Source organism: Methylobacterium tarhaniae, from assembly GCF_001043955.1.
Taxonomy (GTDB): Bacteria; Pseudomonadota; Alphaproteobacteria; order Rhizobiales; family Beijerinckiaceae; genus Methylobacterium; species Methylobacterium tarhaniae.
Genome location: NZ_LABZ01000059.1, coordinates 20,398 through 42,958, shown reverse-complemented (window position 1 = coordinate 42,958; position 22,561 = coordinate 20,398). Strand labels below are relative to the sequence as shown.

The 22,561-nt window shown below is 69.9% G+C and carries 22 protein-coding genes; 5 read left to right on the top strand and 17 right to left on the bottom strand.

All coding sequences use genetic code 11. The features are described 5' to 3' along the window. Positions 1-88 precede the first annotated feature (88 nt). The 3 genes from aceE to VQ03_RS09690 form a co-directional block, all read right to left on the bottom strand. The gene (gene aceE, locus VQ03_RS09700) at positions 89-2,746 is read right to left on the bottom strand and encodes a pyruvate dehydrogenase (acetyl-transferring), homodimeric type (RefSeq protein ID WP_048450669.1); all 2,658 of its coding nucleotides are present in this window, start codon (positions 2,744-2,746) and stop codon (positions 89-91) included. A gap of 203 nt (positions 2,747-2,949) precedes the next feature. Continuing rightward, positions 2,950-3,237: a DUF6489 family protein gene (locus VQ03_RS09695; protein ID WP_048450668.1), complete on the bottom strand. Its 288-nt coding sequence runs from the start codon at positions 3,235-3,237 to the stop codon at positions 2,950-2,952. 208 nt (positions 3,238-3,445) lie between these two features. Continuing rightward, positions 3,446-4,393, bottom strand: coding sequence for a LysR family transcriptional regulator (locus tag VQ03_RS09690; protein WP_048450667.1), 948 nt, complete (start codon positions 4,391-4,393; stop codon positions 3,446-3,448). Positions 4,394-4,521: 128 nt separating this feature from the next. Between VQ03_RS09690 and VQ03_RS09685 the strand changes: the two genes are divergently transcribed. Then, entirely contained in the window at positions 4,522-5,493 is a 972-nt protein-coding gene (locus VQ03_RS09685; RefSeq protein ID WP_245292025.1) for a ring-cleaving dioxygenase, read from the top strand. A 129-nt stretch (positions 5,494-5,622) separates the two neighbouring features. Next, the gene (locus VQ03_RS09680) at positions 5,623-6,501 is read left to right on the top strand and encodes a coiled-coil domain-containing protein (protein WP_048450666.1); all 879 of its coding nucleotides are present in this window, start codon (positions 5,623-5,625) and stop codon (positions 6,499-6,501) included. 6 nt (positions 6,502-6,507) lie between these two features. Here VQ03_RS09680 and VQ03_RS09675 read toward each other — a convergent pair whose 3' ends face one another. The 8 genes from VQ03_RS09675 to VQ03_RS09640 all read right to left on the bottom strand — a co-directional run bounded on the left by VQ03_RS09675 (position 6,508) and on the right by VQ03_RS09640 (position 13,537). Next, complete coding sequence (locus VQ03_RS09675) at positions 6,508-6,699, bottom strand: hypothetical protein (RefSeq protein WP_048450665.1); 192 nt, start codon at positions 6,697-6,699, stop codon at positions 6,508-6,510. A 742-nt stretch (positions 6,700-7,441) separates the two neighbouring features. After that, the gene (locus VQ03_RS09670; RefSeq protein ID WP_048450664.1) at positions 7,442-7,624 is read right to left on the bottom strand and encodes a hypothetical protein; all 183 of its coding nucleotides are present in this window, start codon (positions 7,622-7,624) and stop codon (positions 7,442-7,444) included. 227 nt (positions 7,625-7,851) lie between these two features. Continuing rightward, positions 7,852-8,748, bottom strand: a complete 897-nt coding sequence (locus VQ03_RS09665) for an NAD(P)/FAD-dependent oxidoreductase (protein ID WP_048450663.1) — start codon at positions 8,746-8,748, stop codon at positions 7,852-7,854. Between the two features lie 129 nt (positions 8,749-8,877). After that, positions 8,878-9,216: a Grx4 family monothiol glutaredoxin gene (gene grxD, locus VQ03_RS09660; RefSeq protein WP_048450662.1), complete on the bottom strand. Its 339-nt coding sequence runs from the start codon at positions 9,214-9,216 to the stop codon at positions 8,878-8,880. A 23-nt stretch (positions 9,217-9,239) separates the two neighbouring features. Continuing rightward, positions 9,240-9,794, bottom strand: a complete 555-nt coding sequence (locus VQ03_RS09655) for a DUF29 domain-containing protein (protein WP_245292024.1) — start codon at positions 9,792-9,794, stop codon at positions 9,240-9,242. A gap of 32 nt (positions 9,795-9,826) precedes the next feature. Continuing rightward, on the bottom strand, positions 9,827-10,063 hold the full coding sequence (locus VQ03_RS09650; RefSeq protein ID WP_048444429.1) for a BolA family protein: 237 nt from the start codon (positions 10,061-10,063) through the stop codon (positions 9,827-9,829). An 18-nt stretch (positions 10,064-10,081) separates the two neighbouring features. Then, positions 10,082-12,304, bottom strand: a complete 2,223-nt coding sequence (gene purL, locus VQ03_RS09645; protein WP_048450661.1) for a phosphoribosylformylglycinamidine synthase subunit PurL — start codon at positions 12,302-12,304, stop codon at positions 10,082-10,084. 84 nt (positions 12,305-12,388) lie between these two features. Continuing rightward, the gene (locus VQ03_RS09640; RefSeq protein ID WP_048450660.1) at positions 12,389-13,537 is read right to left on the bottom strand and encodes a PepSY-associated TM helix domain-containing protein; all 1,149 of its coding nucleotides are present in this window, start codon (positions 13,535-13,537) and stop codon (positions 12,389-12,391) included. Positions 13,538-14,065: 528 nt separating this feature from the next. On the opposite strand from VQ03_RS09640, the gene VQ03_RS09635 reads away from it, so the two are divergent. Further along, positions 14,066-15,355 carry a branched-chain amino acid ABC transporter substrate-binding protein gene (locus VQ03_RS09635; RefSeq protein ID WP_083467890.1) on the top strand — a complete coding sequence of 430 codons (1,290 nt, stop codon included), beginning with the start codon at positions 14,066-14,068 and terminating at the stop codon, positions 15,353-15,355. A gap of 58 nt (positions 15,356-15,413) precedes the next feature. Here VQ03_RS09635 and VQ03_RS09630 read toward each other — a convergent pair whose 3' ends face one another. From VQ03_RS09630 to VQ03_RS09625, 3 genes are all read right to left on the bottom strand, one after another. Beyond that, on the bottom strand, positions 15,414-15,911 hold the full coding sequence (locus VQ03_RS09630) for a CinA family protein (protein ID WP_048450659.1): 498 nt from the start codon (positions 15,909-15,911) through the stop codon (positions 15,414-15,416). A gap of 42 nt (positions 15,912-15,953) precedes the next feature. After that, complete coding sequence (locus VQ03_RS33705) at positions 15,954-16,097, bottom strand: hypothetical protein (RefSeq protein WP_167376070.1); 144 nt, start codon at positions 16,095-16,097, stop codon at positions 15,954-15,956. 269 nt (positions 16,098-16,366) lie between these two features. Beyond that, a complete protein-coding gene (locus tag VQ03_RS09625; RefSeq protein WP_048450658.1) occupies positions 16,367-17,335 on the bottom strand; it encodes an NAD(P)/FAD-dependent oxidoreductase in 969 nt (322 codons plus the stop codon). 187 nt (positions 17,336-17,522) lie between these two features. On the opposite strand from VQ03_RS09625, the gene VQ03_RS09620 reads away from it, so the two are divergent. Then, positions 17,523-18,452 (top strand): glutaminase, encoded by a 930-nt coding sequence (locus VQ03_RS09620; protein WP_048450657.1) that lies wholly within the window; start codon positions 17,523-17,525, stop codon positions 18,450-18,452. A 96-nt stretch (positions 18,453-18,548) separates the two neighbouring features. Here the strand turns inward: VQ03_RS09620 and VQ03_RS09615 are convergent, their stop codons facing one another. Then, a complete protein-coding gene (locus tag VQ03_RS09615) occupies positions 18,549-18,737 on the bottom strand; it encodes a DUF2735 domain-containing protein (RefSeq protein ID WP_048450656.1) in 189 nt (62 codons plus the stop codon). Positions 18,738-19,140: 403 nt separating this feature from the next. On the opposite strand from VQ03_RS09615, the gene VQ03_RS09610 reads away from it, so the two are divergent. Next, positions 19,141-20,175 (top strand): glutamine synthetase beta-grasp domain-containing protein, encoded by a 1,035-nt coding sequence (locus VQ03_RS09610; RefSeq protein ID WP_048450655.1) that lies wholly within the window; start codon positions 19,141-19,143, stop codon positions 20,173-20,175. A gap of 268 nt (positions 20,176-20,443) precedes the next feature. Here the strand turns inward: VQ03_RS09610 and VQ03_RS09605 are convergent, their stop codons facing one another. Beyond that, a complete protein-coding gene (locus tag VQ03_RS09605; RefSeq protein WP_048450686.1) occupies positions 20,444-21,547 on the bottom strand; it encodes a calcium:cation antiporter in 1,104 nt (367 codons plus the stop codon). 76 nt (positions 21,548-21,623) lie between these two features. Further along, on the bottom strand, positions 21,624-22,511 hold the full coding sequence (locus tag VQ03_RS09600) for a branched-chain amino acid aminotransferase (protein ID WP_048450654.1): 888 nt from the start codon (positions 22,509-22,511) through the stop codon (positions 21,624-21,626). Between the last annotated feature and the right edge of the window lie 50 nt (positions 22,512-22,561).

Below are 22,561 nucleotides of genomic sequence, written 5' to 3'. Positions count from 1 at the left end.
CGTCTTTATGCAGATGGCCTGTCCGGGCCGCACGAGGCCTTCCCCTCCCGCTTGCGCGGGGGGGAGCGGCCACGCGGGTTTCGTGGGCTCAGACCGTCCAGGGGGCCGGCTTCTCCGGGTTCAGCCCGTACTTGGCGATCGCCTCGGCGACCTTGGCGGCCGGCACGGCGCCCTCCTCGGCCAGGCTCTTGAGCGCCGCGACGGCGACCCAGTAGCGGTTGACCTCGAAGAACTCGCGCAGGCGCACCCGGTAATCCGAGCGGCCGAAGCCGTCGGTGCCGAGGACCTTGTAGCGGCCCGGGACGTAGGGGCGGATCTGGTCGGCGAAGAGACGCATGTAGTCGGTCGCCGCGATCACCGGGCCCTGGCGGCCTTCGAGGCAGGTCTCGACATAGGACTTCTTCTGCGTCTCGGTCGGGTGGAGCAGGTTCCAGCGCTCCACCGCCATCGCCTCGCGGCGGAGTTCCGTGAAGCTCGGGCAGGACCAGATGTCGGCGGCGATGCCGAAATCCTGCTCGAGCAGCTCGGCCCCGGCGATGACCTCGCGCAGGATCGTGCCCGAGCCCATCAGCTGGACGCGGTTCTTGGCGCCGGCCTTGCCTTCGCGGAACAGGTACATCCCCTTGAGGATCCCGGCCTCGGCCCCTTCGGGCATGCCGGGATGCTCGTAGTTCTCGTTCATCACCGTGATGTAGTAGAACACGTCCTCCTGCTCGGCATACATCCGGCGCAGGCCGTCCTGCACGATCACCGCCACCTCGTAGGAGAAGGTCGGGTCGTAGGAGACGCAGTTCGGGATGGTGGCCGAGATCAGGTGGCTGTGGCCGTCCTCGTGCTGCAGGCCCTCGCCGTTGAGGGTCGTGCGGCCGGCGGTGCCGCCGATCATGAAGCCGCGGGCGCGCATGTCGCCGGCGGCCCAGGCCAGGTCGCCGATGCGCTGGAACCCGAACATCGAGTAGTAGATGTAGAACGGGATCGTCGGCGCGTCGGAATGCGAGTACGAGGTCGCGGCCGCGATCCAGGACGACATCGCGCCTGCCTCGTTGATGCCCTCCTGGAGCATCTGGCCCTTCTCGTCCTCACGGTAATACATCAGCTGGTTGGCATCTTCCGGCCGGTAGAGCTGGCCGACCTGGCTGAAGATGCCGAACTGCCGGAACATGCCCTCCATGCCGAAGGTCCGGCTCTCGTCGGGCACGATCGGCACGATGCGGTTGCCGATGTTCTTGTCGCGCAGGAGGGTGTTGAGCACCCGCACGAAGGCCATGGTGGTGGAGATCTCGCGGCCCGCGGTCTCCTTCAGCTGGGCCGAGAAGGCGTCGAGCGGCGGCACCTGCAAGGCTTGCGACGTCTGGCGCCGGGCCGGCAGCGGGCCGCCCAGCGCCTTGCGCCGGGCCATCAGGTACTCGTGCTCCGGCGACCCCTCGGGGAAGCGGATGAACGGGATCTCGGCGATCTGTTCGTCGTTGAGGTCGATCTGGAAGCGGTCGCGGAACTGCTTGAGAACCGCCTCGCCCATCTTCTTCTGCTGGTGGGTGATGTTCTGCGCTTCACCCGCCTCGCCCATGCCGTAGCCCTTGACGGTCTTGGCGAGGATGAGGGTCGGCTGGCCCTTGTGCTTCACGGCCGCCGAATAGGCCGCGAAGACCTTGCTCGGGTCGTGGCCGCCGCGGGTCAGGCGCCAGATGTCGTCGTCGCTCCAGTCCTTCACGAGCGCCGCGGTCTCCGGGTACTTGCCGAAGAAGTGCTCGCGGATATAGGCGCCGTTCTTCGACTTGAAGTCCTGGTACTCGCCGTCGACGCACTCCTCCATCAGGCGCGCCAGCATGCCGGTGGTGTCGCGGGCGAGCAGCTGGTCCCAGCCCGAACCCCACAGCACCTTGATGACGTTCCAGCCGGCGCCGCGGAAGTTGGCCTCGAGTTCCTGGACGATCTTGCCGTTGCCGCGCACCGGGCCGTCGAGGCGCTGCAGGTTGCAGTTGATGACGAAGACCAGGTTGTCGAGCTTCTCGCGCGCCGCCAGCGAGATCGCGCCGAGGGACTCGGGCTCGTCCATCTCGCCGTCGCCCATGAAGGCCCAGACCTTGCGGCCGTCGGTGTTGGCGAGGCCGCGATGGTGCAGGTAGCGCAGGTACCGGGCCTGGTAGATCGCCATCAGGGGCCCCAAGCCCATCGAGACGGTCGGGAACTGCCAGAAATCCGGCATCAGCCAGGGATGCGGATAGGACGAGAGGCCCTTGCCGCCGACTTCCTGGCGGAAGCTCAGCATCTGCTCCTCGGTCAGGCGCCCCTCCAGGTAGGCGCGGGCGTAGATGCCCGGCGAGGAATGGCCCTGGACGTAGATCAGGTCGCCGCCACGGTCGCCCTCGGCACCGTGCCAGAAATGCATGAAGCCGGTGTCGTAGAGGGTCGCCGCCGACTGGAAGCTGGCGATGTGGCCGCCCAGCTCGGACGAATCCTTGTTGTTGCGCAGGATGATCGCGATCGCGTTCCAGCGGATCGCCGAGCGGATGCGGTGCTCGATCACCCGGTCGCCCGGATGGGGATCCTGCTTGTCGACCGGAATCGTGTTCAGGTACGCGGTGTTGGCCGAGTACGGAACCGGCGCGCCCTTCTTGCGGGCGCCCTCGATGACCTGCTCGATGAGGAAGTGCGCCCGCTCCGGGCCCTCAACCTCCAGCACGCCGTCGAGCGAGTCGAGCCACTCCTGGGTCTCGACCGGGTCGAGATCGCGACTGCGTTCCACGTTGTCCTCCCTAAGGTCACACTCGAACGGCGGGTCGAGTTGGCGCAGACGTCAGCATCGTTCGTGCCACCGCCATGCTTTCGCAACTCATCTGATATTGCAAGGATTTAGCTCATCCAGCATTGGCTGCGGTTCTGAGCATCCGCATCATCCGCGTCGTTGCGGTGCGGAAACCCGGAACCGTCCCCGGCCCGGCGAAAACGTCAGGACTCCGACGGGTTACGCGATTCGGTCTTGGCCGGCGGGGACGGGGACGCTCCGAAGCCCTGCTGGAACATCTTGAGGAACATGTTCTGCATCTGGTCCGCTCCCTGGGGAAAGACGGTGAACCAGCTGCGCATGATCGCATCGGGTGAGAAGCGGTCCATCTCGGCCATCATGCGCCGCTCGACCTCGGCCATCACCGCCGCCTGAAGCGGCTCCACGTTGGGAAGACCCACGAACTGGCGTGCCTCGACCGGGGTGCAATCGACCTCGACGCGGAACTTCATCGCATTCTTCCTTCTCGGCCCCCGCACCGAGCTTAGAGCACCTTTTGACCCGTGTGGGAACCCGAGCCGGGTGCAAAAAATGCGGTGAAATCAAGGACCTAGTCTAACAAAACGGGAGAGGCCGCGCATGGCGCGGCCGCCTACGGTCCTACGACGAAGGTCGTATGCGCCCCCTCGGCGATTCCGCGGGCCTTGTAAAGCCACATTGTTACGGGCCGGCGCTTCTGTAACCCGGACCGGCGAAGGATTCGGACGCCCATGGCGCCGTGGCGAGCCGCCGCTCGAGGAACGCCACCAGGGCGGTGACCCGGGCCGGCCGGGCGGCGCCCGGCGGCATCAGCAGGTTGAGGCCGACCGGCGGCGGCGACCAGCCGGGCATCGCCCGTTCCAGCCGTCCGGCGCGCAGGTCGTCCCAGACCAGGAAATCCGGCTGCACCGCGAGGCCGAGGCCGGCGCGCAAAGCCGGCGTCAGCGCGTCGGCGTTGTTCGCCCTGAGCCGCCCGGCCGGCGTCACGGTGATGTCCGCGCCGGTCGCGTCGTGGAAGTGCCAGCGCTCCGGGTTCGGCAGGTAGGCGTAGCCGAGGCAGGCATGACCGGCGAGGTCGCGCGGATGCGTCGGCCGCCCGGCGCGGTCGAGATAGGCCGGCGCCGCCACCAGGGAGCGGCCGACGGCGCAGAGGCGGCGCAGGCGCAGGCTCGAATCGGCCAGAGCCGCGATGCGGAGCCCCAGGTCGAAGCCGTCGCCGACGAGGTCGACCTGCGCGTCGCTCAAGTGCAGGTCGACGGCGACCTCGGGATGCTCGGCGAGGAAGTCGGGCAGGAGCGGCGCCACATGGGCCAGCCCGAACGACATCGGGGCGGCGAGGCGCACCAGGCCCCGCGGCGAGGCCGATTGCGCCAGGGCCTCGGCCTCCGCCGCCTCGCCGGCGGCGAGGATGCGGGCGGCACCGTCGAGGGCGAGGCGCCCGGCCTCGGTGAGGGCGAGGCGCCGTGACGTGCGGTGCAGGAGGGCCGCGCCGAGGCGCCGCTCGAGCCGGCTCACCGCCTTCGAGACCGTGGCCTTCGACAGGCCGAGCTCGGTGGCGGCGCGGGAGAACGAGGCGGTCTGCGCCACTCGGGCGAAGATGGCCCAGGCCTCGAAATCGGGCAGCGGCATGATCGCATCCAGAAACGATGGGTTTCGATTGTTTCTATTTCTGGCCGCCGGGGCAATCCCTAGATTGCCTCCATCGCGGCGATCCCGACGGCTTTCCCCGCCGGCCCGCCTACCGGGAGTTCTCGGCCATGACGACCACCATGACGACGACCACCATGACGACGACCACCACCACCGCTTCCGCCGGTCTGCACCACGTCACCGCCATCTCGGGCCCGGCGCGCCGCAACGTCGATTTCTACACCCGGGTCCTCGGGCTGCGGCTCGTCAAGAAGACCGTCAACTTCGACGATCCCGGCACCTACCACCTGTATTACGGCGATGCGGGCGGCGCGCCCGGCACGATCCTGACCTTCTTTCCCTGGGAGCACGTCGCTCCGGGGCGGGTCGGGGTCGGGCAGACCGAGGAGACGGCGTTCCGGGTGCCGGCGGGCTCGATCGGCTACTGGACGCACCGGCTGGTCGCGGCCGGCATCGCCTTCGAGGCCCCCGCCAAGGTCTTCGGCGAGACGGTGCTGCCGTTCCGCGATCCCGACGGGATGCGGCTCGCCCTGGTGGGCGTCGCCGGCGCCGAGGCCGAGCCGGCCTGGGGCGGAGCCGATGTGCCGGCCGAGCACGCGGTCCGCGGCTTCCACGGCGTGACCCTGATGCTGCGCGAGGCCGCCCCCACGGCGCGGGTGCTCACCGAGGTGTTCGGGTTCGCCGAGACGGGACGGGAGGGCTCGCTCACCCGCTACCAGGGCAGCGCCGGGCTCGGTGCATCCGTCACGCTCCGGGAGGTCGGTGACTTCCTGCCGGGCCGCTCGGGCGGCGGCTCGGTCCACCACGTCGCCTTCCGGGCGGTCGACGACGCGGCGCAGGAAGCGATGGCGGAGCGGGCCGGGGCGCTCGGCCTGCAGGTGACGGAGCAGCGCGACCGCAACTACTTCCGCTCGGTCTACTTCCGGGAGCCCGGCGGCGTGCTGTTCGAGATCGCCACCGACGCGCCGGGCTTCGCCGCCGACGAGCCGGCGGAGGCCCTCGGCGAGGCCTTGAAGCTGCCGGCCTTCCTCGAGCCGCACAGGGCCGAGATCGAGCGGGTGCTGCCGGCGCTGGCATGACCGGACATGCGGGCCCGGGCCGGGAAGGCCCGGGCCTCCTCCGTGCGGCGTGACGCCATCGGCCCGGTAACCATCGATTAAGCAAACATGGTTACTCAAACCTTCCTGGATTTCTGGGAAGCTCGGGTCATGGTGGATCAGAACGACGTCGCCGGCGCGCCGGCCCCGAACGGTGCGGCGCCGACCCAGGCGCCCGCTCCGGCCAGGAGCGGGTTCGCGGGCCTGTCCGGGCTGCTGAAGCTGAAGACGACGACGCTGGCGGGCCTTCTCTGCGCCGGCTGCATCGGCGCGCTGGCCGGCGGCGCCACGGTGGCGCTGATGGGCGCCGTCCAGGGTGGCGGGCCCGGCATCCCGCAGGCCGAATGGGCGCGCCTCGGCGCCAAGGTCGAGGCCGGCACCGCCGAGTCCGCCCGTCTCGCCACCGACCTGTCGCTCCTGCGCGACCGCACGATCCAGGCCCACGATTCCGTCGACAAGGGCCGCGCCGAGGCCGGAGCCCGCCTGGGCCAGATCTCCGAGCGCCTCGAGCGCCTGCAGCGCCAGGACGGCGAGCTTTCCGGCAAGGTCGCGGCGCTGACCGAGCGCCTCACCGCCCTGGCCGAGCGGCAGGACCATGCCGACCGCGAGCAGGCGATCCGTCTCGCGGCGCTGACGGACAAGCTCGACAAGGCGGAGAAGCGCCAGGGCACGATCCCGGTCGCCGCGGCGCCGGCCGCGCCGGCGCCCGTCGCCCCCGTGGTCGCCCCGAAGCACGTCGCGGCGGCGGAGCCGGCCCTGACCGGCAGCCTGCCCGACAAGCCCGCGGCGAAGCCGGGCACCGTCGAGGGGTGGGTGCTGCGCGACGTCTATGACGGGATGGCGATGATCGAGAACCGCAACCGCCGCCTCGTGGAGGTCGGTCCGGGCGACACGTTGCCGGGGGCCGGCCGGGTCGAGGCGATCGAGCGCCGCGGACGGAGCTGGGTCGTCGTCACCACCAAGGGGCTGATCACCCCGCAGGCCTGGTGACGGCGCTCAGGCGTGCTGGAGATTCGGGACCGGCTGGCCGGCCGGCGCCGGGGCCTGCGTCGGGAGGAAGCCGGCCGCGGCACGCCGCCGCCCGCGGGCCTTGGCCTCGGTCCGGGCGGCCTTCGTGGGATGAAGAAGCTCGGCGAGGCGGGCGAGGCTCTCGGCGTCGTCGAGGTTCCGTGACTCGAAATCGGGCATGATGATCCCCCGGGCGCGCGGCCCGTGGCTGATGGGGGGTACGCAAACTCACGCTAGAGAACCAGTAACGGCGAAGAACTTGTACCGTTCCGTACCGCGCGTCACCGTGCAAGAAAAAGTTTCGGCCTACCGCCGAAAGACGGTAGCCGCATCTCGCAACAGTGCCGGAGGTTCTAGCGGGGCGCGCACATGGTCGGCGTGTGCTAACGCACGCCGGGCATTGTGCAGCGCATGATGATCCGCCAAGCGTTGCGGCGAATCGGGGTGACGGGGTGACTCAGCGGATGGCGAATACCGAATCGCCCGCGAAACCGCACGCCCGAAATCTCACCCGCTCGTCGTCGGAACCGGTGCGATGCGCCCGGAGCCGGTCTCCAACGCGCATCGGACGACGACGAAACCATCGTCGCGGAGAAGCGAGCGAGTCTCGGAGGCCGCGACTGACCTATTCGCCAATTCAACCCGGAGCGGCCGTAGTCGGTTCCGCTGTCATGCGCGGAAGCGTCCGGAGGCAGAGAGGGCCAGGCTCTTCAGACTGGATGCACGACGACTGGCCGGTTCGACTTGCAAGCTTGCCGGTGTATGGCGGAGCGGCCCGCGATAGACTGGCCAGGAAGACGATCTGCGCCGGTCTCGTTGCAGGGTATGTCCCGGCAGACCTGCCGCCTCGACGAGAGGGTGAACTCGCACCTCTCGCTTCTCTCCGGGCCTCCTTCCGGCACGCCGAACGGTGCCGCCGGCGTCAGCCCCGCGATTCGGCCGCGGCACGGGCGGATTGAGCCATGCGAATCAGTTCCCGCACGGTGAGCTCGTGATGTTCGGGCGGCTCCGCCTCGGTCTGCCGCAAGGTGGCATCGCGGCTCAGGACCGCGCGCTGCGTGCGCCGGGTCAGCCCGGCTCGCCATGCCTGCGCCAACGCTATCATGGGTGCCCCTCCCGTGATCGTTGGAATAAAGGCTAACAAACCTTCACCATGCGATAAAGTCTTGACAGGACGATTATCGGCTCAGCCAGGTCGGCAGGATGTGCCTCCTGGCCGGCCAAGCCCCTGCTGTTGCCGAGTTATTTGCGCAGACGTGATCCGGCGGCGATCGGCGGAAATATGTCCTGCCCTATGCTGGCGGGGGCGCTTCGGGCGAATCGGCGGGCGAATCAGCGCGTGTCCTCGCGCAGCAGTTCGGTGTTGATGGCGAAGGCGGCCATCGCCCCTTCGGCGGCCGCCACGATGGCGAGCTGGACCCGCCGCGAGGCGTCGCCGGCCACGTAGAGCCCCGGTACGTTGGTCTCCTCGTAGTCGCCCGTCGGGACCGTGCCCTTGCGCGACAGGTCGCAGCCGAGCCGCTCGACGAGAGGGGAGGGGATGCAGGGCCCGGTGGTGAAGAACAGCGCGCCGCATTCCAGGGCTTGCCCGTCGCGCAGACGCACCCGGCAGAACCGCCCATCCTCGCCCTCGAGCCGGGCGACCGCGCGCTCCTCGATCCGGATGCCGTGGCGGGCGAGGCGGTCCTGCTCCGCTTCGGCGAGGTCGCAGGGACCATCGGTGCACAGGATCAGGTCGCGGCTCCAGGCGGTGAGTTCGAGGGCCAGGCCCTTGGCCGATTCGCCCGGGCCGTAGACCGCGAGCGGCCGGTCGCGGTTCTCGTAGCCGTCGCAATAGGGGCAGTGGTGGACGCCGTGGCCCCAGAACTCCGAAAACCCCTCGACGGCGGGCAGGTCGGTGCGCAGGCCGGTGGCGAGGATCATCCGGCGGGCATCGGCCCGGCGCTGGTCGTCCATCACCACCCGGAAGCCGTCCGGCGCCCGCACCGCGTCGACGACGCGCCCGTCCCAGATCTCGACCGTGTCGTAGGCGGCAAGCTCCCGCCTTCCCTCCTCGCGTAAGGAGCCGGGCGCGTGGCCGTCGCGGCCGAGGAAGCCGTGCATGCGCGGCGTCACCGCGTTGCGCGGGTGGCCGGCATCGATCAGCAGCACCCGGCGCCGGCACCGCCCGAGGATGAGCGCCGCCGACAGGCCCGCCGGCCCGCCGCCCACGATGATCACGTCCCGCATGTCGCCGTCCCGAGAGCAGCCACTTGCGGTGTAGACGCGTCGGATGCTGCGCGGGTTTCGCCGCACCGCCAACGAAAAAGGGCGCTCGCGCGCCCTTCCTCGTCCGTCCGGTGCCGTGGGTCTACGGGATCAGGCCGCGGCGGTGTTGGTGGCGATGCCCTTCTCGGAGAGGAGCTGCTGCAGCTCGCCGGACTGGAACATCTCGCGGGTGATGTCGCAGCCGCCGACGAACTCGCCCTTGACGTAGACCTGCGGGATGGTCGGCCACTGCGAATAGGCCTTGATGCCCTCGCGGATCTCCATGTCCTCGAGCACGTTCACGCCCTTGAACGGCACGCCGAGGTAGTTGAGGATCTGGGCCACCTGGCCCGAGAAGCCGCACATCGGGAATTGCGGCGTGCCCTTCATGAACACGACCACGTCCTGGGACTTGATCTCGGTCTCGATGCGGCTGGTGACGTCGGTCATGGCTACGGTCCTCGTTCCGGGTGTCATGTAAGGATGGCCCGCCGGAATGTCCAAGGCGGACGATCCGGCGGCATTTTCAGCGCCGGCGCCGCGCCGGCCGCGTGGAGGCGAGCGACGCGGCGAGTTGTATCAGGCTGCGATCGATGTCGAAGCTCTCGGCGGCGAGGTCGTCCAGCGTGAAGGGCGACGTCTCGGGCAGGCCTGCCCGCCTCTGCCTGGACGACCGCATCGCGCCAGACCTTGTCGAGGTTGATCTTCCGCCGCATCGAGGGGCGGTAGCTGACTCGCCCGGTGATCTGGAACGCCACGATTTCCGAGCGCCAGTGCTGTGCCGGGGGCTGATGCGGTGCCGAGAGGTGCTTGATCAGGTGGACGAGCACGAGGCGGAGCGCGCGCTCGACCGTGCTGATCTCCGACCGCCCTACCGACTCGACCTCCTCGATGATGTTGTCCCAGTCGAGGACGGTCGAGAGGTCAGGCCGCGCCCCGAGGGCGCGGAGGGCTGCCGCCTGCTGCTCCGCCCAGGCGACGACGTCCTCGTCGTAGAGGCTCGGCTGATCCGTACGGATCTCGTCCATGCGGCGGCCCCCCAAGGGCGTCGATCAGGGCGTCAATCCTGCGGCACGCCCGTGGTCAGGGCAAGGGCGTGCAGCACGCCGCCCATGCGCCCCTGGAGCGCGCCATAGACCATCTGGTGCTGCTGCACCCGCGACTTGCCCTTGAACGCCGCCGACACGACGGTGGCGGCATAGTGGTCGCCGTCGCCGGCGAGGTCGCGGATCTCGATCGTGGCGTCGGGCAGGGCCTCCCGGATCATCGCCTCGATCTCGCGGGCATCCATCGGCATCGGGTCGTCTCCTGTTCCTTAGGCCGCGTCGGCGGTCGGACCGGCCATGTAGGTCGGCAGCCAGCCCTCATGAGCCTTGCGCAGGTCGTCGAGGGCGATGATCTCGTCGCCCGGCAGGGTCAGCGAATCGGCGCCGGTCACGCCGATCACCGCCGCGTCGATGCCCTGCGCGCTGGCGCTGTAGAGCAGGTCGGCGACCGCGTCGGGCTCCACCGCCAGGAGGTAGCGGCCCTGGTCCTCGCCGAACAGGTAGGCGTGGCACGCCACCGGCAGCGGGCATTCCGGGAGAACGGCGCCGATATTGCCGGCGAGCGCCATCTCGGCGACGGCCACGGCGAGGCCGCCATCGGAGAGGTCGTGGACGGTGTCGACGATCCCCGAGGTGATGAGGCCGCGCACGAAGTCGCCGTTGCGCTTCTCGGCGGCGAGATCGACCGGGGGCGGCGCCCCCTCCTCGCGGCCGCAGACCGTGGCGAGATAGGCCGACTGGCCGAGCCAGCCCTTGGTGGCGCCGATCAGCACCAGGGCGTCGCCGTCGCGCTTGAAGGCGACGGTGGCGATCGTCTCGACATTGTCGATCACCCCGACGCCGCCGATCGACGGGGTCGGTAGGATGCCGACGCCCTCGGTCTCGTTGTAGAGCGAGACGTTGCCGGACACGACCGGGAAGTCGAGGGCACGGCAGGCCTCGCCGATGCCCTGGATGCAGCCGACGAACTGGCCCATCACCTCCGGCTTCTCGGGGTTGCCGAAATTGAGGTTGTCGGTGATGGCCAGCGGACGGCCGCCCACCGCCGTGATGTTGCGCCAGGCCTCGGCCACCGCCTGCTTGCCGCCCTCGACCGGATCGGCCTCGCAGTAGCGCGGGGTGACGTCGGTGGTCAGCGCCAGGCCCTTCGGCCCGTCCTCGACCCGCACCACCGCGGCGTCGCCGCCGGGCTTCTGCACGGTGTTGCCGAGGATGAAGTGGTCGTACTGCTCGTAGACCCAGCGCTTCGAGCACAGGTCCGGCGAGCCGACGAGCTTGGCCAGCGCATCGACGTTGCGCATCGGCGCCGCGACATCCTCGGCCTTCAGCTCGGGCTGATAGGCGTTCTGGCGGTGCGGCCGGTCGTAGAGCGGGGCCTCGTCGCCGAGTTCCTTGATCGGCAGGTCGGCCACCGTCTCGCCGCCATGCTTGATGACGAAGCGGAGGGTGTCGGTGGTGTGGCCGATGATCGCGAAGTCGAGGCCCCACTTCACGAAGATGGCTTCGGCCTCCTTCTCCATGCCGGGCTTGAGCACCATGAGCATGCGCTCCTGGCTCTCCGACAGCATCATCTCGTAGGCGGTCATGCCGGGCTCGCGGGTCGGCACCGCGTCGAGGTTCAGCTCGACGCCGAGATTGCCCTTGGCGCCCATCTCGACCGCCGAGCAGGTCAGCCCCGCCGCGCCCATGTCCTGGATCGCGATCACGGCGCCCGACTGCATCAGCTCCAGGCAGGCCTCGAGCAGGAGCTTCTCGGCGAAGGGGTCGCCGACCTGCACGGTCGGGCGCTTCTCCTCCGACGAGGCGTCGAAGGCGGCGGACGCCATGGTGGCGCCGTGGATGCCGTCGCGGCCGGTCTTCGAGCCGAGATAGACGATCGGGTTACCCACACCCGTGGCGGCGGCGTAGAAGATCGAATCGGTCTTCGCGAGGCCGACCGCCATCGCGTTGACCAGGATGTTGCCGTCGTAGCGGGTGTGGAAGCCCACCGCCCCGCCGACCGTCGGCACGCCGAAGGAATTGCCGTAGCCGCCGATGCCCGCGACCACGCCCGAGACGAGGTGTGGCGTGCGCGGATGGTCCGGCGAGCCGAAGCGCAGCGCGTTGAGCGCCGCGACCGGCCGCGCGCCCATTGTGAAGACGTCGCGCAGGATGCCGCCGACCCCGGTCGCCGCGCCCTGATAGGGCTCGATGAAGCTCGGGTGGTTGTGGCTCTCCATCTTGAACACGCAGGCGAGGCCGTCGCCGATGTCGATGACGCCGGCATTCTCGCCCGGGCCCTGGATCACCCACGGCGCCTTGGTCGGCAGCGTCTTCAGGTGGAGGCGCGAGGACTTGTACGAGCAGTGCTCGTTCCACATCGCCGAGACGATGCCGAGCTCGGTGATGGTCGGCTCGCGCCCGATCAGCCCGACGAAGCGCTGGTACTCGTCCTCGGTCAGGCCGTGCTGGCGCACGAGTTCGGGCGTGATGGAGACGTCGTTGCGGATCATGCGGCATCCTCTCGCCGGTCGGGCGGCCCTGCTGCCCGTGCGCTTAATGCCTGATGGGACCGAAAGGCAACTCGCGAGCGGGCGTCAGGCCGCCTGTCGGGCTGCCGGAACCGTCGCGGCCGCGTGGCGCCGCCGGCTTCGGCGCCGGCCGAGATAGAGGAGAAGCCCCGTCACGCCGAAGAGCGGCATGGCGAGCGCCGCGAGCATGAACGTGATCCAGCCGACGGGACCGAAGAAGTGCCCCTGGTGCAGGGCCAGCATGCTGCCGGTCAGCCGCGCACCCAGCGGTCGCCCGGCGTAGAGGTCGCGGGAGGCGAGGGTGCCGTCGGGGTGGAAGCGCCACTCGTCGCGGGCCTGGAAGTGGTCGGCGTCCGGCGCCACCGCGCGGATGCGGATCGTCTCGCCCTCGCGGGCGGGCACCAGGGAGGCGGTGGCGTAGCGCCCGTTCGTCGCCGCCGTGAAGGCCGCGAAGGCGGGATCGAGGCGGACCGGCGCGCCCTCGCGAGTCCCCCTGTCCCGCGGTCCCATATCCCGGGCGGGCGCGGCGGGAGGGCGGCCGGTGAGCAGGAGCGTCGCCCCGTCGCGGTACCAGCCGTAGGACCACCACAGGCCGGTCAGCGCCATCACCAGGTAGAGCACCAGCACCCAGGTGCCGACGACCGCGTGCAGCGACCAGTAGAGCGCCCGGCCGCGGCGGTTCAGCGCCGGCTTCAGCCAGATCCGCCAGTCGCGGCGGCCCTTGGGCCAGCGCAGGTAGAGGCCCGAGAGCGCGAGATAGACCAGGGCCAGGGCCGAGGCGCCGGTGATGGTGCGGCCCCAGCCATCGCCGTCCCCGGGCAGGACCAGCCAGCGATGCAGCCGCCGCACGAAGCCGAAGACGTCCTCGCCGCGGGCCGGCCCGAGGATCCGCCCGTCATAGGGATCGACATAGGTGTCGCTGCCCCGGCCCGAGCCGTCACCGGTGAGGTGAACCTGCACCGCCCGGTCCGGTGCCCCGCTCAGGACGAGCCGTTTCACGCGCTGCCCCGGCGCGTCGTCCCTGAGCCGGGCGATCAGCGCATCCGGTGTCAGGCGCGGCGCCTCCCGGGCCGGGACGGTGACGATGCCGGGGCTGAGAAGGCCGGTGATCTCCTCCTCGAGGCTGAGCACGCCTCCGGTCGCCCCGACCACCATCAGGACGAGGCCGGCGGTGAGGCCGAGGAACCAGTGGACCTGGAACAGCACGTTCCTCACCGGTGGGTCTCCGGGTGGGCCGGGGCGATCCCAGGCGCCGTGTCGGGCTGAAGCATGGTCCGTATTCCCGGGTCGCGCCGTGCCGAAAAATCTCGCGCCACCGCGACGCTTATGCTCCGGCCCAAGAGGGTGTCAACGATCGCGGGCCGATCCGACGGCGTGGATTTGTTTACAATCATTTCAGAGTGAGTTGATTCATCATCAAATGGCGTCACCATAGTTGTATTGCGACATATGATTTATGAATGATCCGCTTCGATCGCAGTTTCGATTGTCAGATCTGCGGTCTCATCGCGAGAGGCGAGGCGTTCGACGAGGGATTCGTGCTTCGGGATGAGGCAGAACAGAGGATCTCTTGGGTAAAGAAGTCGAACGGAGTCCGATTTGGTCCCACATGTGGGACGAGGATGAGGGACGATGCCGATTTCGGCTTGACGAGCCTCCACTCGCAACCGGACTCTCCTGGGCGGCAACGCGGCGCCGGCCCGGATGGGACCTGAGACGAACGCGGCCGAGAGGAGAGGAAGCATGACGTCCATCCGCGAGGCGCTGCGTGGCGCCGTCGTCGCCGTGTCCCTGTCTGGTCCGTCCGCGATCCTGGCGCTCGGCAGCGCCGCCGCGACCCTGGCCCTCTCGGGCCCGGTCGCCGCACAGGAGACCGTGAAGATCGCCTTCATCGATCCGCTCTCGGGCGGCGGCGCGCCGACCGGCGAGGCGGGCCTGCGCCACTTCCAGTACATGGCCGAGGTGCTGAACGCCCGCCAGAAACAGTTTCGCTTCGAGGTGCTGGCCTACGACAACAAGGTCAATCCGCAGGAGACCCTGATCGCCGCCCAGAAGGGCATCGATGCCGGCGCCCGGGTGCTGGTCCAGGGCAACGGCTCCTCGGCCGCCGCGGCGCTCACCGACTTCGTCGCCAAGCACAACGAGCGCAATCCGAACCGCCAGGTCATCTACATCAATTACTCCGCCGTCGATCCGTCGCTGACCAACGAGAAGTGCAACTACTGGCACTTCCGCTTCGATGCCAATTCGGACATCAAGATGGAGGCGCTGACGAACTTCATGAAGACGCGGCCGGAGATCAAGAAGGTATACCTGATCAATCAGGATTACTCGTTCGGCCAGTCGGTGCGGTCGCAGGCCCGGGCGATGCTGAAGGCGAAGCGGCCCGATATCGAGATCGTCGGCGACGAGGTGACCCCGCTGCAGAAGGTCAACGACTTCGCGCCCTACGTCACCAAGATCCGCGCCTCGGGGGCGGATTCGGTCATCACCGGCAACTGGGCCCAGGACATCAACCTGCTGCTCAAGGCCGCCGCGGAGGCCGGTCTCCAGGCGGGCTTCTACACCTACTATGCCGGCGGGACTGGCGGGCCGACGGTGGTGCGCCAGACCGGGCTCGCCCACCGGGTGTTCGAGGTCTCGCAGGGTGCCGCCAACGAGGGCGATGCCGCGACGCAGGAATTCGAGGCCGCATTCCGGGCCCGCACCGGCATCGGCTCGACCTATCCGCGCGCCTTCAACGCGATGAACGCGCTGCTCACCGCGATGCAGGAGGCCGGCTCGTCCGAGGCGCGCAAGGTGGCGCCCAAACTCGAGCAGGCCCGCCTCAAGCCGCATGTCGGCAGCGAGGGCTACGTCCGGCCCGACGACCACCAGTACTTCCAGACGATGTTCGTCCACTCCTTCGGTCCGATGGAGCCCGGGATGCGCTTCGACGAGGAGGGCACCGGCTGGGGCTGGAAGATGGTCGGCCGGGTGGAGACCAAGGACACGCTGCTGCCGACCACCTGCCGGATGGACCGGCCGAGCTGATCGGCGAGGGCTTCTTTCCACAAGGGCTTCTTGGAGCGGGATTCTTGGAGCGGGCTCCTCAGGGGGCCCGGTCCGCCTCCTCCAGCGCGTCCAGGAAGGCGTCCAGCATGGCGGCCGCGAAGGCCTCCATGTTGGCGGCGCGGTCGTTGTCGCCGGTCTCGAGGGTCAGGCGGCGGGTGACCGGGCCGGCGATGGCGAGGCAGCTATGGCCGGCGGCGTCGCCGTAGCGGTTGCCGCCCGGGCCCGCGGCGCCGGTCTCGCACAGGCCCCAGGCTGCGCCGTGGCGCTCGCGCACGAGTCCGGCGACGCGCTCGGCATAGGGTTCGCTGGCGCTGCGCAGGCCGGCCATCCCGGCCTCGTCGAGCCCGATCAGGGCGCGCCGCGCCTCCCCGGTATAGACCACTGCGCCGCCGAGGAAGTAGGCGGAGGCGCCCGGAACCGCCAGCAGGGCCGCGGAGACGAGGCCGCCGGCGGAGGATTCGGCCACCGCGACGGTCTCCCGCCGGGCCGTCAGCCGGGCGGCGATGCGGCCGGCCCTCTCCATCAGCTCGCGCAAGCGCCGTCCTCCTGCCTCAGGATGAGCCTATCCGGCCGGGGCCTAGTCCGCCAGCGCGCCCTCGTCATCGGCGCCGGTCGGCGCCAGCCGCACCCAGGCGTCGAGAGCCCGGCCGATCCCGAGGCCGACGAGGCCCACGAAGCTCAGCGACAAGCCGATATGGAGGAAAAGGGACGCATCAGACATTGTACTCACCCGACATGAAGGATCAGAGGTGAACCGCGGAGGCTACGCGCCTCCTGGGCTCGGGACATGGGCTCCCTGTGGCTTGGGCGAGGCCGGAGCTTCCGACCTTCGAGGGCCGGCGGCGCCGGCTTTGAGGGATGCGGGCACCCCGGTCAGGAGAGGTGTCGCACCGCCTTTGGGCGGAACGATGGTCCTGATGTGGCATCAGGCTAGCCCTGCCCGGACGCCGTCCGCCGTGTGCTCCCGCACCTTGGCGGTCGTCCTCGCTATCACGCCGCCTCCGCGAGCACCCGCTCGGCGAGGGCGAGGCCGCTCAGATAGGCGAACTCCACCCGCGGCCCGAGGCAGCCGTCGCCGGCAAAGCCGAGGCCGCTTCCCGGCACGAACAGGCAAGGCTCGCCCACGGCCCGCTCGACCGCGGCATAGCGCCAGCGATGGGCGGCGCGGTGGCGGATGTCTCCGAGCGGCATCAGGTCCCGCAAGGCCGAGACCAGGCGTCCGGCGACGTCCTCCGCCTCGCATTCGAGGTGGGCGCGCGACCAGGACGGGGAGGCGTGCGCCACCAGCGTGCCGCCGCCCTGGCGCCCGGGCTTGCTGCCGTTCTCGGCGATCCAGGCGATCGTCGCGTCGGGGTCCCGGTCCTCCCGCACCGGCCCGTCGCGGAGCGGTGGGCCGTCATGGGCCAGCATCAGCGTCCAGCACGGGGCGTAGCGCACCTCGGCCACCCCCGGCAGGTCGTGGCCGGCGCCCGCCAGCAGGGCGAGGCTCTGGGGCGACGGGCAGGTGAGCAGCACGGCCGAGAAGGCGGCGTCCTCGGCCAGGGCCGCGCCGTCGGCCTCCGCCAGCCGCCAGTCGCGCCCGTCCCGGACGAGGCGGCCGACGGCGCGGCCGCATCGCACGTCGAGGCCGTCGAGGAGGTCGCGCACCGGCGCGGACATGCCGGGCGTTCCGACGTGCCGGCCCGGCCTGCCCCCGCTCGGCTCACCCCAGGCGGCCGCCACACCCCGCGCCGTCCAGCCCTCCACCAGGGCGGCGAAAAGCGGGTCGCGGGCGGTGAAGTACTGGGCGCCATGGTCGAAGCGCAGGGAATCCGGGCCGCGCCGCGTCGCCATCCGGCCGCCGGGGCCGCGGCCCTTGTCGAGCACGACGGCGCGCCGGCCCGCCTCGCTCAACCGGCGCGCCGCAGCGGCACCGGCGATGCCTGCCCCGATGATCGCGATGGTTCCGTCCCGGTCCAATCCTGCCTCTCGCGTGACCCGGCCGCATCCCGGGCGGCCGTTACGTCAACGCACGACGATCCACGACGGTGCCAGTCAATCGCGCAAAATCTCTCGCCGGGATGCCGGAACTGTCCGCCGACAGCTTGAGGCCTCGAACTTGCAGGATTAAGGCCGCGCTTCTCCTCCTTTCCGGGATTCCCGATCCGTGCCGAACCTCGAAACCGTCGTGAGCGAGATCGTCGACGAGATGCGCCAGCGGAGCGACCGCGGCGAGGTGGCGCGCTACATCCCGGAACTCGCCCGGGTCGATCCCGGCCATTTCGGCCTCGCGGTGATCGGCGCCGACGGCACGGTCGCGGCGGCCGGCGATTGCGACGTGCCGTTCTCGATCCAGAGCATCTCGAAGGTCTTCACCCTGACGCTGGCGCTCGGCATGGTCGGCGACAAGCTGTGGCGGCGGGTCGGGCGCGAGCCCTCGGGCAGCCCGTTCAACTCGGTCGTGCAGCTCGAATACGAGCGCGGCATCCCGCGCAACCCGTTCATCAATGCCGGGGCGATCGCCGTCACCGACCTGATCCTGTCGCGCCACCAGCCGCGCGAGGCGCTCGGCGAGATCCTGCGCTTCATGCAGTACCTGGCGCAGGACACCTCGATCACCATCGACGAGGCGGTGGCAGCCTCCGAGCAGCGCACCGGCTTTCGCAACGTGGCGCTCGCCAACTACATGAAGTCCTTCGGAGTGATCGACAATCCGGTCGAGTACACGCTCGGCGTCTACTTCCACCACTGCGCCATCAGCATGACCTGCCGGCAGCTCGCGGTGGCCGGGCGGTTCCTCGCCCATTCCGGCCGCGATCCCAGCACCGGCCTGTCGGTGGTGCAGGCCGAGCGGGCGAAGCGCATCAACGCCGTGATGCTGACCTGCGGCCATTACGACGGCTCGGGCGAGTTCGCCTACCGGGTCGGCCTGCCGGGCAAGAGCGGCGTCGGCGGCGGCATCCTGGCGGTGGCGCCCGGCAAGGCCTCGATCGCGGTCTGGGCGCCGGGCCTCGACGCCGCCGGCAATTCCCATCTCGGGCGCATCGCCCTGGAGCGCCTGACGAAACGCCTCGGCTGGTCGATCTTCGGCGAGTAGGCGCTGCCCCGCCAGGGGCTTCGCCTCGGACCAAGCGCTGCCCCGCCAGGGGCTTCGCCTCGGACCAAGCGCTGCCCCGCCAGGGGCCGCCCGGCCTTACGGCTTGCGCGCGCGCTCCTCGCGGATCGCCTCGTCGTGGTAGCCGCCGCTCGCCGGCATGATCTCCGGGCCGCGCTCGCGCGCTGCCGGCGACGGAGCCGTCCAGTCGTTGCGGCCGCCGCGGCTGCGGCCGCCGGCCGGGAATGCGTAGATCTTCGCCGTGGTGCGCGGGCCGGTGGTGCTCATCGAGTGGGCCTCCCGTGAGGGCCGGGCGTCGCCGCCGCGGCCTCTGAGATCGTAACGAAGTGTGCCCGGGGAATGCGCGGCTTGACCACGAAAAAATCAGCGATTGGCTACAATTCGTGCATGCCTGCGCTTGCGTCGCGGCCTGGTTTGTCGGGTGTGGCGCGCTCTTGGGCGTCCTGGCGCCCTGGCGCGCAACCGGGCAGAAAAGCCGCCACGCCCCCGTGGCGTCGTTCCGCAGGGCCGTCCCGCCCGGCATGAGCGGCAGGAAACGCCCCGGCCCGCCGGTCGTTCCACCCTCCATCCGGGTTTGGCACGGGACGTGCAAGCGATGGGATGCCGCTGGCGGGTGATGGACGCCGACGAGGAATCACGGGCTCCATCGGAACCTGAAGAGAGACGCGAGATGACCAAATACAAGCTCGAGTATATTTGGCTCGATGGCTATGCGCCGACCCCGAACCTTCGCGGCAAGACCCAGATCAAGGCCTTCGACAGCTTCCCGACCCTCGAGCAGCTCCCGCTCTGGGGCTTCGACGGCAGCTCGACCAAGCAGGCCGAGGGCAGCTCCTCGGATTGCGTGCTCAAGCCCGTCCGCCACTTCCCCGACCCGGCCCGTACCAACGGCGTCCTCGTCCTGTGCGAAGTGATGATGCCGGACGGCACGACCCCGCACCCGTCGAACAAGCGCGCCACCATCCTGGATGACGAAGGCGCCTGGTTCGGCTTCGAGCAGGAATACTTCTTCTACAAGAACGGCCGCCCGCTCGGCTTCCCCGAGACCGGCTACCCGGCGCCGCAGGGCCCGTACTATACCGGCGTCGGCTATTCCAACGTCGGCTCGGTCGCCCGCCAGATCGTCGAGGAGCATCTCGATCTCTGCCTCGCCGCCGGCATCAACCACGAGGGCATCAACGCCGAGGTGGCGAAGGGCCAGTGGGAGTTCCAGATTTTCGGCAAGGGCTCCAAGAAGGCCGCCGACGAGATGTGGATGGCGCGCTACCTGATGCAGCGCCTCTGCGAGAAGTACGAGATCGACATCGAGTACCATTGCAAGCCGCTCGGCGACACCGACTGGAACGGCTCGGGCATGCACGCCAACTTCTCGACCGCGTTCATGCGGGACGTCGGCGGCAAGGGGTATTTCGAGGCGCTGATGAAGGCCTTCGCGGATGCCCGTGAGGACCACATCGCCGTCTACGGCCCGGACAACCACATGCGGCTGACCGGCAAGCACGAGACCGCCTCGATCCACACCTTCAGCTGGGGCGTGGCCGACCGCGGCGCCTCGATCCGCGTGCCCCACAGCTTCGTCAACAACGGCTACAAGGGCTACCTCGAGGATCGCCGCCCGAACTCGATGGGCGACCCCTACCAGATCGCCTCGCAGATCCTGAAGACCATCTCGACCGTCCCGACCGAGGTCTCGGCCGCGGCCTGAGCCCCGTCGGATCGGTGAGAGCATGAGCGGCGCGGGCCGGAGGGCCCGCGCCGCTTCTTGTTGTTGGGTTGCTTCTACGATCCTTCCTCGTCGCGACCTCGTCCCGAGGTGTCGGCGATCGGAGATCGCGTACGATCGAAGATCGGCCGACCTCAAAGGAAGGCTCCAGAGCTCTCCGCGCTATCTGGAGCCCTCCTTCGAGGCTCTCTGACGGTCGCACCTCAGGATGAGGTCGCGAGAGGGAAAAGACCAAGGCGCATCGGTTCTTTCACGGGCTGAAGATCAGCGTCAGGTAGGTCAGGAACACCACCAGATGCACCGCACCCTCCAGCACCGTCGTGCCCTGGCGCGAGAAGGTGATGACGCTGAGCAGCAGCGTCATGGCGAGCACCGCCATCTGGGCCGGGGGCAGGCCGAGCACGACCTTCTGGCCCGAGATGAGGCCGATGGCGAGCACCGCCGGCACGGTGAGGCCGACCGTCGAGGTCACCGCGCCGAGGCAGAGGTTGATCGCCCGCTGGAGCTGGTCGCGCCGGATCGCCTTGAGGGCGCTGATGCCCTCCGGCGTGAACACGATGGCGGCGATGATGACGCCGCCCAGCGCCGAGGGCGCGCCGAGGGCCGCGATGCCGTGGTCGAGGATCGCCGCCAGGCTCTTCGACAGGAGCACGATCGGCAGCAGGCTGACGACGAGCAGGCCGGCATGGCGCAGGATCGCCCCGGTTCCCGCATCCGGGTGGGGGGCGGCCTTCTCCGGCGTGAGCGCGCCCGGCTTGACGAGGTCGGTGAAGAAGTCGCTGTGCCGGCCGGTCTGCAGCAGCAGGAAGATGCCGTAGAGCACCACCGTCAGGATCGAGAACGCCGCCGCCTGCACCACCGTGAGCGAGCCGTCCGGGGTCGAGAGGGTGAAGTTCGGGATGATCAACGCGATGGTGGTGAGCGGGATGATCGCGGCCAGGTAGGCCCCGGCCCCGTCGAGGTTGTAGTTCTGGCGGTGGTGGCGCAGGCCGCCGAGGATCAGCCCGACGCCGACGAGGCCGTTCATCACGATCATGATGACGGCGAACATCGTGTCGCGCCCGAGGGTCGGGGCGGCCTTGGCGCCGAGCATCACGGCGGCGACGAGCGCCACCTCGATGATCACGATCGACAGGGTCAGGATCAGGGTGCCGTAGGGCTCGCCGAGGCGGTCGGCCAGTTCCTCGGCCTCGTGCACCACCCCGAAGGCCGACCACAGGATGACCGCGAAGAGCCAGGTGAACAGACCGGCCGCCGCCAGCGGCGTCGCGAGCCCGCCGAGCCAGCCTCCGCCGAACGCCGCGAAGGCCGCCACCGTCGCCCACGCGACCACCAACCGCACGATCATCACGATCCCCGTTTCCCCGAACCGCCCCGCTTCTCTCAAGGGGCGGTCAGAGGAGCAAGGGGCGACCCAGAGGAAAGGCGCGTCAGCCCCGGTGGGCGAAGGCCCAGTAGAGCTCGCGCGCCTTCCGGAACAGCGGGCCGGGGGCGAAGGTCCGGTCGTCGAGGGCGGTGACCGGCACGACCTTGGCGAAGTTGCCGACGGAGAAGATCTCGTCGGCGCCCGTCAGGTCGTCGACGGTGAGCGTCTTCTCCACCACCGTCACGCCGGCCTCGCGCAGGAGCGCGATCACCCGGCCGCGGGTGATGCCGGCCAGGAAGGTGCCGTTCGGGACGGGCGTGTAGACCACGCCGCCCCGGGCCATCAGCACGTTGGCGGTGGCGAACTCGGCGACGTTGCCCAGCGCGTCCCGCATCAGGGCGTTGCCGAAGCCGCGGGCGGCGGCCTCCGCGATCGCCCGGGCGCTGTTCGGGTAGAGGCAGCCGGCCTTGGCGTCGAGGGGGGCGGAATCCGGGGTCGGGCGCCGGAACGGCGACAGCGTGGCGGTGAAGCCCGTCGGCGGCGGCATCGGCGCCTCGTAGAGGCACAGGCACCAGTTGGTCGAGGCCGGGTCGAACCGCACCGCGCCGCCCAGGCCCGCTTCCGCCCAGTACATCGGCCGGATGTAGAGCGCGGCACCGGGCGCGAAGCGCCGGAGCCCGTCCTGCACCAGCTCGGCCCAGGTGCCTTGCGCCACCACCGGCTCGAGGCCGAAGGCGGCGGCCGAGCGGTTGATCCGGGCGAGGTGCAGGTCGAGGTCCGGGGTCACGCCCTCGAAAGCCCGGGCCCCGTCGAACACCATCGAGGCGAGCCAGGCCGCGTGGGTGCGCGGCCCCATCATCCGCACGTTGCCCGGGTGCCAGGCGCCCTCGAAATAGGTCCAGGTTTCTTCCAGGGTCTTGCTCTCTTCGGAGGTCCTGCTCGTCCCGGCCATCGCCCGCTCCCGCCCGTCGATTCCCGCATGATGGGGCCGGCCGGCGCCGG